The 12,064-nt window shown below is 70.0% G+C and carries 14 protein-coding genes; 9 read left to right on the forward strand and 5 right to left on the reverse strand.

Annotated features, from left to right (window positions below; translation table 11 throughout):
• Nucleotides 1–14 precede the first annotated feature (14 nt).
• On the forward strand, nucleotides 15–1,466 hold the full coding sequence (locus OG624_RS14580; protein ID WP_033224697.1) for an MFS transporter: 1,452 nt from the start codon (nucleotides 15–17) through the stop codon (nucleotides 1,464–1,466).
• Between the two features lie 27 nt (nucleotides 1,467–1,493).
• On the opposite strand, the gene OG624_RS14585 is transcribed toward OG624_RS14580, so the two are convergent.
• On the reverse strand, nucleotides 1,494–1,949 hold the full coding sequence (locus tag OG624_RS14585) for a MarR family winged helix-turn-helix transcriptional regulator (protein WP_033224748.1): 456 nt from the start codon (nucleotides 1,947–1,949) through the stop codon (nucleotides 1,494–1,496).
• 79 nt (nucleotides 1,950–2,028) lie between these two features.
• Between OG624_RS14585 and OG624_RS14590 the strand changes: the two genes are divergently transcribed.
• From OG624_RS14590 to OG624_RS14605, 4 genes are all read left to right on the forward strand, one after another.
• Nucleotides 2,029–2,385 carry a DoxX family protein gene (locus OG624_RS14590; protein WP_371639486.1) on the forward strand — a complete coding sequence of 119 codons (357 nt, stop codon included), beginning with the start codon at nucleotides 2,029–2,031 and terminating at the stop codon, nucleotides 2,383–2,385.
• A 54-nt stretch (nucleotides 2,386–2,439) separates the two neighbouring features.
• Nucleotides 2,440–3,498 (forward strand): aldo/keto reductase, encoded by a 1,059-nt coding sequence (locus OG624_RS14595; RefSeq protein ID WP_371639487.1) that lies wholly within the window; start codon nucleotides 2,440–2,442, stop codon nucleotides 3,496–3,498.
• Nucleotides 3,499–3,519: 21 nt separating this feature from the next.
• The gene (locus OG624_RS14600) at nucleotides 3,520–4,113 is read left to right on the forward strand and encodes a TetR family transcriptional regulator (protein WP_371639489.1); all 594 of its coding nucleotides are present in this window, start codon (nucleotides 3,520–3,522) and stop codon (nucleotides 4,111–4,113) included.
• A gap of 138 nt (nucleotides 4,114–4,251) precedes the next feature.
• Nucleotides 4,252–4,968: a VC0807 family protein gene (locus tag OG624_RS14605; RefSeq protein WP_161288781.1), complete on the forward strand. Its 717-nt coding sequence runs from the start codon at nucleotides 4,252–4,254 to the stop codon at nucleotides 4,966–4,968.
• Between the two features lie 79 nt (nucleotides 4,969–5,047).
• Here the strand turns inward: OG624_RS14605 and OG624_RS14610 are convergent, their stop codons facing one another.
• Nucleotides 5,048–6,430 carry a glycine--tRNA ligase gene (locus tag OG624_RS14610; protein ID WP_352164410.1) on the reverse strand — a complete coding sequence of 461 codons (1,383 nt, stop codon included), beginning with the start codon at nucleotides 6,428–6,430 and terminating at the stop codon, nucleotides 5,048–5,050.
• Nucleotides 6,431–6,585: 155 nt separating this feature from the next.
• Here OG624_RS14610 and OG624_RS14615 point away from each other — a divergent pair, with 155 nt between their 5' ends.
• The 4 genes from OG624_RS14615 to OG624_RS14630 are packed head-to-tail and all read left to right on the forward strand — an operon-like array spanning nucleotide 6,586 to nucleotide 9,737.
• Nucleotides 6,586–7,575, forward strand: a complete 990-nt coding sequence (locus OG624_RS14615; protein WP_371639490.1) for a metal ABC transporter substrate-binding protein — start codon at nucleotides 6,586–6,588, stop codon at nucleotides 7,573–7,575.
• A 27-nt stretch (nucleotides 7,576–7,602) separates the two neighbouring features.
• Nucleotides 7,603–8,394 carry a metal ABC transporter ATP-binding protein gene (locus OG624_RS14620; RefSeq protein WP_033224706.1) on the forward strand — a complete coding sequence of 264 codons (792 nt, stop codon included), beginning with the start codon at nucleotides 7,603–7,605 and terminating at the stop codon, nucleotides 8,392–8,394.
• On the forward strand, nucleotides 8,394–9,260 hold the full coding sequence (locus OG624_RS14625; protein WP_033224708.1) for a metal ABC transporter permease: 867 nt from the start codon (nucleotides 8,394–8,396) through the stop codon (nucleotides 9,258–9,260). The genes OG624_RS14620 and OG624_RS14625 overlap by 1 nt, the downstream gene beginning before the upstream one ends.
• Nucleotides 9,261–9,311: 51 nt before the next feature.
• Nucleotides 9,312–9,737 (forward strand): Fur family transcriptional regulator, encoded by a 426-nt coding sequence (locus tag OG624_RS14630; protein ID WP_075970254.1) that lies wholly within the window; start codon nucleotides 9,312–9,314, stop codon nucleotides 9,735–9,737.
• 68 nt (nucleotides 9,738–9,805) lie between these two features.
• Here the strand turns inward: OG624_RS14630 and OG624_RS14635 are convergent, their stop codons facing one another.
• From OG624_RS14635 to recO, 3 genes are read right to left on the reverse strand one after another with little or no spacing between them, the layout of a single operon-like run.
• On the reverse strand, nucleotides 9,806–10,342 hold the full coding sequence (locus OG624_RS14635) for a YcxB family protein (RefSeq protein WP_078909587.1): 537 nt from the start codon (nucleotides 10,340–10,342) through the stop codon (nucleotides 9,806–9,808).
• A 23-nt stretch (nucleotides 10,343–10,365) separates the two neighbouring features.
• Nucleotides 10,366–11,187, reverse strand: coding sequence for an isoprenyl transferase (locus tag OG624_RS14640; protein ID WP_033224710.1), 822 nt, complete (start codon nucleotides 11,185–11,187; stop codon nucleotides 10,366–10,368).
• Between the two features lie 11 nt (nucleotides 11,188–11,198).
• Nucleotides 11,199–11,945: a DNA repair protein RecO gene (gene recO / locus OG624_RS14645; protein WP_033224711.1), complete on the reverse strand. Its 747-nt coding sequence runs from the start codon at nucleotides 11,943–11,945 to the stop codon at nucleotides 11,199–11,201.
• Nucleotides 11,946–12,064: the final 119 nt, after the last annotated feature.

Consider the following 12,064-nt stretch of genomic DNA (forward strand, 5'->3'; position numbering starts at 1 on the left):
CGTAGCATCGGCGCATGATCGAGCCGAGTCCCCGGCAGCGCACGCTCGTCCTCGCGATCTGCTGCATGAGCCTGCTGATCGTCAGCCTCGACAACACCGTGCTCAACGTCGCTCTGCCCTCGATGCGCCGCGACCTGGACGCCTCGGTCGCGGGGCTGCAGTGGAGCATCGACGCCTACACCCTCGTGCTGGCCTCGCTGCTGATGCTCGCGGGCTCGACGGCGGACCGGATCGGGCGCCGCAAGGTGTTCGTGGCCGGTCTGGTGGCTTTCACCGGCGGCTCGCTGCTCTGCTCGCTGGCCCCCAGCCTCAACTGGCTCATCGTCTTCCGGATGGTCCAGGCGGTCGGCGGCGCGATGCTCAACCCGGTGGCGATGTCGATCATCACCAACACCTTCACCGATCCCGCCGAGCGGGCCCGGGCCATCGGTGTGTGGGGGGCGGTCGGAGGCATCTCCATGGCGGCCGGCCCCTTGATCGGCGGGGTGCTGGTGGACTCCGTGGGCTGGCGCTCGATCTTCCTGATCAACCTGCCGATCGGGCTGGCGGCGTTCGCGCTGACCCTGCGGCACATCCCCGAGTCCCGGGCGGCCCGGCCGCGCCGCCCGGACCCGCTGGGCCAGGTGCTGGTCATCGCCCTGCTGGGCAGTCTGACGTACGGGATCATCGAGGCCCCGGCCGCCGGCTGGCGCTCCCCCCTGATCGTGGGGTGCGCGGTGGTGGCCGTCGCCTCGTTCGTGGGCCTGCTGATCCACGAGCCGCGCCGTGAGGAGCCGCTGATCGATCTGCGGTTCTTCCGGAGCGCGCCCTTCAGCGGGTCGACCGTGATCGCGATCAGTGCCTTCGCCGGGCTGGCCGGTTTCCTCTTCCTGAACACGCTGTACCTCCAGGACGTACGGGGGCTCAGCGCCCTGCACGCCGGGCTCTACATGCTGCCGATGGCCGGTCTGACCGTCCTGTTCGCGCCGCTGGCCGGGCGGCTGGTGGGCAGCCGCGGGCCGCGGATCTGCCTGCTGATCGCGGGCGTGGCCATGGCGTCGAGCGGGCTGCTGTTCGCCCTGTTCGAGGCCGAGACGTCCAATCCGCTGCTGTTCACCGGGTACATGCTGTTCGGGCTCGGCTTCGGCATGGTGAACGCGCCGATCACCAATACGGCGGTGTCCGGGATGCCCCGCTCCCAGGCCGGGGTCGCGGCCGCCATCGCCTCCACCAGCCGGCAGACCGGCGGCACCCTGGGCGTGGCGGTGATCGGCTCGGTGCTCGCGGCCGGGCTGGCGAACGGCTCCGACTTCTCCGGGGCCGCCCAGCCGGCCTGGTGGATCATCACGATCTGCGGGCTGCTGGTCCTGATCGTGGGCGCGGCGACGAGCGGAGCGTGGGCCCGGGCGACGGCGGAACGCACCGCCCGCACCCTGGAGGAGTCGGTCGGCGCCGCCGCGACGACGACGGGTGCGCCGCGCGGCTAGGGCGTCTCTTCCGGATCTTGCCGGGGGCTACTCGCCGCAGTCGAAGTCCTCGGCCGAGGTGTTGACCCGGTCGAGGAGGCCGCGCAGGAGTTCGCGCTCGGTGGCCGACAGACCCGCGAAGATGCCGCTCTCGACCTCGTCGAGGGCGGTGTTCGTCTTGTGGAGGGCGGCTTCGCCCGCGTCGGTGATGGCCACGTTGTGCCGGCGGCGGTCGGCCGGGTCCCGGCGACGCTCGGCCAGGCCCTCGCCCTCCAGGTCGTTCAGGATCCCGACGAGCACGCTCGGGTCCACCTCCAGCCTCTCCGCGAGCCCCCGCTGGCTGATGGGACCGCCGTCCAGGTGCATCAGCGTCATCGCGTGCCGCGGGGTGAGCCCGGCCGCGCCGAGTGCTCGCTTCATCCGCGTCTGGGTGACCGATCCGTGCCAGGCCAGCAGCAGGCCCAGCCGCTGGGGAGGGTGCGGTCCGTCCTGATCTGCCGTCATGGTCCACATCGTAGCAATCGAGAAATGATTGCGTTGGAGATATCGTTGATGCTATTCAATGATTTCACATCATCGATCGTTGGAGATCTCCATGTTCATCGCCTACGCCGTCGTCGGCGTGCTGCTCGCCCTCGCCCTCACCGCCTCGGCCACCTTCACCCTCCAGCGCAACGACCAGATCGTCGCGAACATGCAGAAGGTCCAGGTCCCGGACTCGTGGCTGCCGCGCCTGGCCACGCTCAAGGCCGCGGGCGCGATCGGCCTGGTCGCCGGCCTGTGGGTGACGCCGCTCGGCGTGGCCGCGGCGGTCGGCGTGACCCTCTACTTCGTCGGCGCGGTCATCGCCCACCTCCGGGTCAAGGACCACGAGCTGGCGCCGGCGGCCGTTCTGACCCTGGTCGCGGCGGCCACCCTGACGCTGCGGATCCTCGCCTGATACTGACGAGTGACAGATATTGAAATCTGTCACTCGTCATGTCATTCTCGTTCCATGACGAAGAACGAGAGCACCTACGTGACCGCCGACCGCCGCACCCTCGGCAGCACCGGCCCCACCGTCTTCCCGCTGGGGCTGGGCTGCATGGGGATGTCCGCCCTCTACGGGGAGGCGGACCGCGCCGAATCCGTCGCGACCATCCACGCCTACCTGGACGCCACCCCCGACGGCACGCACACGTTGCTGGACACCGGCGACTTCTACGGCATGGGGCACAACGAACTGCTGATCGAGGAGGCCCTGCGCACAGCGCCCGCCGAGGCCCGCGAGCGGGCGCTGACCAGCGTCAAGTTCGGTGCGCTGCGTACGGTCGAGGGCGGCTTCACCGGCTACGACGGCCGGCCGGAGGCCGTCAACAACTTCCTGGCGTACTCGCTCCAGCGGCTCGGCCGGGACCACATCGACATCTACCGGATCGCGCGCGTGGACCCGGACGTGCCGATCGAGGAGACCGTCGGGGCCATCGCCGAGGCGGTCCAGGCGGGGCACGTGCGCCACATCGGCCTCTCCGAGGTCGGCGCCGACACCCTGCGCCGTGCCGCCGCCGTGGCCCCCATCTCCGACCTCCAGATCGAGTACTCGCTGATCTCCCGCGGCATCGAGGCCGAGATCCTGCCGACCGCCCGCGAGCTCGGCATCGGGATCACGGCGTACGGGGTGCTGTCCCGCGGCCTGATCAGCGGCCACTTCACCCGCGACCGCGCTCTGGCCCCGGGCGACTTCCGCGGCATGAGCCCCCGCTTCCAGGGCGACAACCTCGATCGGAACCTCGATCTGGTGGAGGCGCTGCGCAAGGTGGCCGAGGGCAAGGGCGCGAGCGTCGCCCAGACCGCGATCGCCTGGGTGCTCGCACAGGGGCCGCGACACGGGGTCGACATCGTGCCGCTGGTGGGCGCCCGACGCCGGGACCGACTCGCCGAGGCACTGGGTGCCATGGACGTCACCCTCGACGCCGCCGACCTGGCCGCCGTGGAAGAGGCCGTCCCGGCCGGCGCGGCGGCCGGGGAGAGGTACCCGGCGGCGCAGATGGCCCACCTCGACAGTGAGCACTGAGCTGACGGTACGGTCGTACCCATGCCCCCCGCTGCTGCCGAGCCCCTGACTCCCGAGCGCATCCTCGTGACCACCGAGGAAGTGCTGCGCCGCTTCGGTCCCACGAAGGCGACCGTGGTGGACGTGGCCCGCGCCCTGGGTGTCAGCCACGGCAGTGTGTACCGGCACTTCCCGTCGAAGGCGGCGCTGCGCGAGGCCGTCACGGACCGCTGGCTCGCCCGGAGCGTGGTCATGCTGGAGGAGATCACCTCGGCTCCCACCGGGAGCGCCCCCTCCAAGCTGGAGGCGTGGCTGGAGGCCCTCTTCGAGGCCAAGCGCCACAAGGCGGGCGACGACCCGGAGCTCTTCGCCACCTACACCGTGCTGCTCGCCGAGAGCAGCGGCGTGGTCGACGCGCACCTCACCGAGCTGATCGACCAGCTGGGCCGGATCATCGCCGAGGGCGTCGCCGCGGGCTCGCTCGCCGCCGACGACGTGCCGGCTGCCGCGCGTGCGGTCTTCGACGCCACCGGCCGCTTCCACGACCCGCAGTACGCGGGCGACTGGCTCTCGCCGACGATCATCACCGAGTTCGAGGCGGTCACCGCTCTCGTGATCCGGGGTCTGCGCGCCTGACGCGGGGCGGCCACCATTCGGAATCGGCCGGTCCGGACAACTTGATGATCATTTTGGGTGCGTTCGGGTTGTTCGCGTCCAGTCAAGGTCTTTACGGTCCCCCTACCGCACGTCATCGGGCACGTCTCAGGGGGAACCTTGTCCACTCCAGCAACTCAAGACGCACGACCGGCACCTCCGAAGCGCTCGGGCGCCGCCACCGCCCTCGGCTGGATCCTGACCATCGGGCTCAACGTGGTCGCGCCGATCATCACGTACAACGTACTGACCGAGGACCACGGCTGGAGCGAGTTCTCCGCGCTGCTGGTCAGCAGCGCCTGGCCGGTGCTCGACAGCGTCATCAGCCTGGCCTGGCGGCGCAAGATCGACGAGTTCGCCGTCGTCACCCTGGTGTTCCTGGTGATCACCGCCGTCGTCTCGCTCGTCGGCGCGCACTCGGCCCGCGCCCTGCTCATCAAGGACTCGGGGGTCACCGGGCTGTTCGGGCTGCTCTGCCTGGGGACGCTGCTCGCGCCGCGGCCGCTGATGTTCTACTTCGGCCGCAAGTTCGCCACCGACGGCACCCCGGAGAGCACCGCCTGGTGGAACGGCCTGTGGCAGTACGAGGGCTTCCGCACCACCATGAACCGGATGACGCTGGTGTGGGGCGTCGCGTACGTCGCCGAGGCGATCGTCCGCGTCGTCCTCGCCTCCACGCTGCCCACCAAGACCATGGTGGTGGTCAGCCCGATCATGATCTACGCGGTGCTGGGCGCCCTCGGCGTATGGACCGCCATGTACGGGAAGCGGTCCCAGGCCGAGGGTGAGCGCCGCGCGGCCGAAGCGGCGGCCGCCGAGGCCGCGGCGGCCGGCTGACCCCGGCCCGTCCCGCGAAAAGACCGGTGGCCCGGTGCGCTCACAGCGCACCGGGCCACCGGTCTTCGTACGGCAGGACCTAGCAGCCGAGCAGACGGCTGCCGAGGTAGGCCTGGATCTGGTCCAGGGAGACGCGCTCCTGCTTCATGGTGTCGCGCTCGCGCACGGTCACCGCGTTGTCGTCCAGGGTGTCGAAGTCGACGGTGACGCAGAACGGCGTACCGATCTCGTCCTGGCGACGGTAGCGGCGGCCGATGGCGCCCGCGTCGTCGAACTCGATGTTCCAGTTCTTGCGCAGGTCGGCGGCGAGGCCCTTGGCCTTCGGCGACAGCTGCGCGTTGCGGGACAGCGGCAGGACGGCGACCTTGATCGGGGCCAGGCGCGGGTCGAGGCGCATCACGGTGCGCTTCTCCATGACGCCCTTGGCGTTGGGGGCCTCGTCCTCGTTGTACGCGTCGAGCATGAAGGCGAGCATGGCGCGGTTGACACCGGCGGCCGGCTCGATGACGTACGGGGTGTAACGCTCACCCGACTCCTGGTCGTGGTAGGTGAGGTTCGAACCCGAGGCCGCGGAGTGGGCCTTGAGGTCGTAGTCGGTGCGGTTGGCGACGCCTTCGAGCTCCGAGAACTCGTTGCCACCGAAGTTGAAGCGGTACTCGATGTCGGCGGTGCGCTTCGAGTAGTGGGACAGCTTCTCCTTCGGGTGGTCGTACCAGCGGATGTTCTCCTCGCGGATGCCGAGGTCGCGGTACCAGTTCCACCGCTCCTGCATCCAGTACTCCTGCCACTGCTCGTCCTCGCCCGGCTTGACGAAGAACTCCATCTCCATCTGCTCGAACTCGCGGGTGCGGAAGATGAAGTTGCCCGGAGTGATCTCGTTGCGGAAGGACTTGCCCATCTGCGCGATGCCGAAGGGCGGCTTCTTGCGCGAAGTGGTCTGCACCACGGCGAAGTTCGTGAAGATGCCCTGGGCGGTCTCGGGGCGCAGGTACGCCTTCGAGCCGGTGTCCTGGGTCGGGCCGAGGTGGGTCTCCAGCATGCCGGAGAACTGCTTGGGCTCGGTGAACTGGCCCTTCACACCACAGTTGGGGCAGTTGATGTCGGCAAGACCATTGGCGGGCATACGGCCGTGCTTGGCCTCGTACGCCTCTTCAAGGTGGTCCGCGCGGTGGCGCTTGTGGCAGGAGGTGCACTCGGTCAGCGGGTCCGAGAAGGTGGCGACGTGGCCGGAGGCCACCCACACCTCGGGGGCCAGGATCACGGAGGAGTCGATACCGACGATGTCCTCACGCCCGGTGACCATCGCCTTCCACCACTGGCGCTTGATGTTCTCCTTGAGCTCGACACCGAGCGGGCCGTAGTCCCAGGCGGCCTTGGAGCCGCCGTAGATCTCACTGCACGGGAAAACGAAGCCACGGCGCTTGCTCAGGCTGACGATGGTTTCGATCTTGTCGGCGGCCACGGTGCTCTCTTCATTACGAGGACGAACGGCGAAGCCTTTAGATTACCGGCGCCCGCACCCCCCCTTTCAAATCGGTTCCCCTTCCAGGCCCGGGCGCCCAGGCCTCCCACCTGCATTTTTGACAATCGTTTCCATCTTTGATGAAAATGGATGTCATGAACGTACGCCGCCTCATACCCACCGCCGCCCTCGCCGGAGCCGTCGCCCTCGGCGCGACGGCCCTGACCGCCTGCTCCGGAGCCGCCGCCGGCACCGGTGGCGGCAAGGACGGCAAGGTCGGCGTGACGGCGTCGTTCTACCCCATGGCCTTCCTCGCCGAGCAGATCGGCAAGGACCACGTGAAGGTCGACAGCCTGACCAAGCCCGGCGTCGAACCGCACGACCTGGAGATCACCCCGAGGCAGACCGGGCAGCTCGGCGAGGCCGACGTGGTCCTCTACCTCAAGGGCCTGCAGCCCGCCGTCGACAAGGCCGTCTCCCTGTCCGGCGTGAAGAACGTCGTCGACGCCTCGACCCTCACCGAGCTGGAGGTCCACGGCTCCTCCGGTCACGACCACGGCGCCGAGGGCCACACCGAGGGTGAGGGCGAAGGCCACGAGCACGACCACGACCACGGCGAGGCCGGCCGCGACCCGCACGTCTGGCTCGACCCGGCCAAGTACGCGGAGATCGCCAAGGGAGTCGGCGCGGCCCTGGAGAAGGCCGACCCCGACCACGCCGCGGACTACAAGAAGAACACCGACGAGCTGGTCGGCAAACTGACCGCGCTGGACACGGAGTTCAAGGACGGCCTGCAGAACACGGCCTCCAAGACCTTCATCACCACCCACTCCGCCTTCGGCTACCTCGCCGAGCGCTACGGCCTCGACCAGGAGGCCATCTCCGGCGTCGACCCCGAGTCCGAGCCGAGCCCGGCCCGGATGAAGGATCTCCAGGGCCTCGCCAAGCAGGAGAATGTCTCCACCGTGTTCTTCGAGACCCTGGCCAGCGACAAGACGGCCCGGACCCTGGCGGCGGACACCGGTCTGAAGACCGACGTCCTGGACCCGCTCGAAGGAATCACCGACAAGTCCCAGGGCGCTGACTACTTCGAGGTCATGCGGTCCAACCTGAAGAACCTCCAGAAGGCGCTCGGAGCCAAGTAGATGACAGCAGCAACGGAGGCGCGAGCCATGCAGTCGACGCCGGCACAGTCAGCGGACCAGCCCGTCATATCCCTGCGCGGGGCCACGGCCTCGCTCGGCTCGCGCCCCGTGCTGCGCGGCGTCGACCTCACCGTCCGGCGCGGCGAGGTCGTCGCCCTGCTCGGAGCCAACGGCTCCGGCAAGTCCACGGCCGTGCGCGCCGTGGTCGGCCAGGTCCCGCTGACCGGCGGCGAACTGTCGCTCTTCGGCACCGAGTTCAAGCGCTTCCGCTCCTGGTCGCGCATCGGCTACGTCCCGCAGCGCACCACGGCGGCCAGCGGGGTCCCCGCCACCGTCCGCGAGGTCGTCTCCGCCGGCCGGCTCGCCCGCTCCCGCTTCGGGATCCTGCGCAAGGCCGACAAGACCGCGGTCGAGCGCGCGCTGGCCCTGCTCGGCATGGAGCAGCACGCCTCCTCCTCCGTCAACGCCCTCTCCGGCGGCCAGCACCAGCGGGTGCTCATCGCCCGGGCGCTCGCCGTCGAACCCGAACTGCTGATCATGGACGAGCCGATGGCCGGCGTGGACCTCGCCAACCAGGAGGTCCTCGCGAACGCCCTGCGCGAGCAGAAGGCCCTCGGCACCACCCTCCTGCTCGTCCTGCACGAGCTGGGCCCGCTGGAGCCCCTGATCGACCGGGCCGTCGTCCTGCGCGACGGGTGCGTGGTCCACGACGGCCCGCCCCCGGAGGCCGTGGGACAGCACGCGCTGCCCGGCCACGACCACGTACACCCCCACGCGGCGCACGACGCCGAGCCCCTGCGGACGGGACTGCTGAGCTGATGGACTTCCTCGAATACGCCTTCATGCAGCGGGCCCTGATCGCGGCCGCCATCGTCGGCCTCACCGCGCCCGCGATCGGCACGTACCTGGTCCAGCGGCGCCAGGCGGTCATGGGCGACGGCATCGGCCACGTGGCCACCACCGGTGTGGGCCTCGGCTTCCTGCTGAACACCAGCCCGGTGTGGATGGCCTCCCTCGTCGCCGTCGTCGGCGCGGTGGGCATGGAGCACATCCGCTCCCGCGGCAGGACCAGCGGCGACATCGCGCTCGCCATGCTCTTCTACGGCGGCCTGGCCGGCGGCGTCATGATCATCAACATGGCCGGTGGTTCCACCGCCACCCTGTCCAGCTACCTCTTCGGCGGCATCACCACCGTCGCGCCGGAGGACGTCTGGGCCGCGGTGGTCCTCGCCGTCCTCGTCCTCGGCGTCACCGTCGGACTGCGCCGCCAGCTGTTCGCCATCAGCCAGGACGAGGAGTTCGCCCGGGTCACCGGTATGCCGGTGCGCGCGCTGAACCTCCTGATGGCCGTCACGGCCGCCCTCACCGTCACGGTGGCGATGCGGATCGTGGGCCTGCTGCTGGTCAGCGCCATGATGGTGATCCCCGTCGCGGCCGCCCAGCGGGTCACCCGGGGCTTCGCCGCGACGCTGTCGCTGGCCATGCTGATCGGCGTGCTGGTCTCCCTCAGCGGCGTGACCGCCACGTACTACCTCGACGCACCCTCGGGCGCGGCGATCGTGCTGCTCGCCATCGCCGTCTTCGTCGTGATGACGGCCGTGTCGGCGCCGCTGGCCAGGCGCCGGGCCAAGACGGCCCGCGCCGTCACCGAAGAGGTCTGCACGAGGGACGATGTGAAGGTCTAGAAATGTCGGCCGCCTGGCACAATGGGCCGAGGCCGATACGAGGAGGAACCGGTGGCGACTGCGCCTGGCGAGATGAATACCGCGCCAGTACGAGGACGATCCACCCGACAGCGGGCCGCGGTCGCGGCGGCGTTGGACGAGGTGGACGAGTTCCGCAGCGCCCAGGAACTCCACGACATGCTCAAGCACCGTGGCGACTCCGTGGGCCTGACCACCGTCTACCGCACCCTCCAGTCGCTCGCGGACGCCGGTGAGGTCGACGTCCTGCGCACCAGCGACGGCGAGTCCGTCTACCGCCGCTGCTCCACCGGCGATCACCACCACCACCTGGTGTGCCGCAAGTGCGGCAAGGCCGTCGAGGTGGAGGGGCCGGCCGTGGAGAAGTGGGCGGAGTCCATCGCGGCCGAGCACGGCTACGTGAACGTGGCCCACACGGTGGAGATCTTCGGCACCTGCGCCGACTGCGCCAAGGCCTAGGCCGTCTCTTTCGGATCCTGCCCGACCGCACAGCCCGGCAAGATCCGAAGAGACGGCCGAGACCCCTCCTAGAGCCGCCGCAGGTTCCGCTCGTGGAGCTCGCGGATCCGGTCCAGCTCGGTGTCCGTCAGCGCGGCGCGCTTGGGCAGCCACAGCAGTGCGCCGTTCTCCTTCGTCAGCAGGAGGAACAGGTGCCGGGTCTCGCCGAAGCCCGCGCACGCACTCCACGGCATCTCGGACGAGGTTCCGTCGGGCAGCCGGGTCACCACCCCGGAGTCCGAGAAGGTGCAGCGGTACTCGCGGTGCCGCGCCGCGAGCTGGTACAGCCGGAAGGCCCGCCGGTCGAAGCTCAGGTACGCCCCGTAGACCGCGACGAACAGCCCCAGCATGGCCAGCGCGCCCCAGAGCGCCGGTTCGACGCCCCGGGCGACCCCCAGCGCGGCGGGCGCCACGGGCAGCACCAGCCACAGGAGGAGCCGCAGGCAGCCCGGCACCGTCTTGCGGCTGTACCACCTCAACGCCCTGCGGGCGTCATCGCGCCGGGGGCTGTAGTACGCCTCCACCTCCAAACCCGTGACCTGCGGCGCTCCACTTGTCGTGTCCATGGGCGCCGAGCGTAGTACCCGGGTCAGCCCGACGAACCCTCGGCCTGGTTCGGGACGGCCCCGCCGAAGCGGCGGTCGCGCTGGGCGTACTCCAGGCAGGCCGCCCAGAGGTTGCGGCGGTCGAAGTCCGGCCACAGCACGTCCTGGAAGACCATCTCGGCGTACGCGCTCTGCCAGAGCAGGTAGTTGGAGGTGCGCTGCTCGCCGCTCGGGCGCAGGAAGAGGTCCACGTCCGGCATGTCCGGGTAGTACATGTACTTCGCGAAGGTCTTCTCGTTCACCTTCGACGGGTCCAGCCGGCCCGCCGCGACATCGCGGGCGATGGCCTGCGCCGCGTCCGCGATCTCCGCGCGGCCGCCGTAGTTGACGCAGAAGTACAGGGTCATGGCGTCGTTGTCGACGGTCTGCTCCTGCGCGACCTGGAGCTCCTGGACGACCGACTTCCACATCTTCGGCATGCGGCCGACCCAGCGGATGCGGATGCCCAGCTCGTTCATCTCGTCGCGGCGGCGCCGGATGACATCGCGGTTGAAGTTCATCAGGAAGCGGACCTCGTCGGGCGAGCGCTTCCAGTTCTCGGTCGAGAAGGCGTAGAGGGAGAGGTTCTTGACGCCCATCTCCAGGCAGCCCTTGAGCACGTCGAGCACGACGCCCTCGCCGACCTTGTGGCCCTCGGTGCGCGGCAGGCCGCGCTCCTTGGCCCACCGGCCGTTGCCGTCCATGACGACCGCGACGTGGTTCGGGACCAGCTCGCCGGGGATCTTCGGCGGGCGCTCACCGGACGGGTGCGGCTCGGGAACCTTGTACTCGCGGCGAGAGCGCCCCAGAATCCCGCGTCGTGCCATGTGTCCAGCTCCTATTTCTCGACGTATCGCAGGGAGCGTAGCCCGCGCTCCAGATGCCAGTGCAAATAGGCGGAGACCAGCCCGCTGCCCTCCCGCACGTGACGCGCCTCGCACGCGTCGGCATGCCCCCAGTCGCCCGTCAGCAGGGCGCTGAGCAGGGCGATGGCCTCAGATGAGGGTACGACGCTGCCGGGCACGCGGCAGTCCCCGCATATCACTCCGCCCGCGGCGACGGAGAAGTGCCGGTTGGGGCCGTGGATGCCGCACTTCGCGCAGTTCTCGAAGCTGGGCGCGTAGCCGTTGACGGCCAGCGAGCGCAGCAGGAAGGCGTCGAGGATGAGGTGGGGCTCGTGCTCGCCGCGCGAGAGGGTGCGCAGGGCTCCGACGAGCAGCAGGTACTGCTGCACGGCGGGCTCGCCCTCGTTCTCGGTGAACCGCTCGGCGGTCTCCAGCATGGCGGTGCCGGCGGTGTAGCGGGCGTAGTCGGTGACGATGCCGTTGCCGTACGGGGCGATGATCTCGGTCTGGGTGCAGAGCGGCAGACTGCGGCCGATCAGTTCGCTGCCGCGGGCGAAGAACTGCACGTCGGCGTGGGAGAAAGGTTCCAGCCGGGCGCCGAACTTGGACTTGGTACGCCGGACCCCGCGGGCGACGGCCCGCACCCTGCCGTGGCCGCGGGTCAGCAACGTGATGATGCGGTCCGCCTCACCCAGCTTCTGGGTGCGCAGCACGATGCCGTCGTCGCGGAACAGACTCATGCGCCCATTGTCCCGTACGGCGGCGCGACCACGGGCCGGGTGTCGGCGCCGTGGACGGCCGGCCGGTGAACGGCAGCGGCCCCGGCCGGGCTCGGGGCCCGGCCGGGGTCCACCCCTTG

Source organism: Streptomyces virginiae (assembly GCF_041432505.1).
GTDB lineage: Bacteria > Actinomycetota > Actinomycetes > Streptomycetales > Streptomycetaceae > Streptomyces > Streptomyces virginiae_A.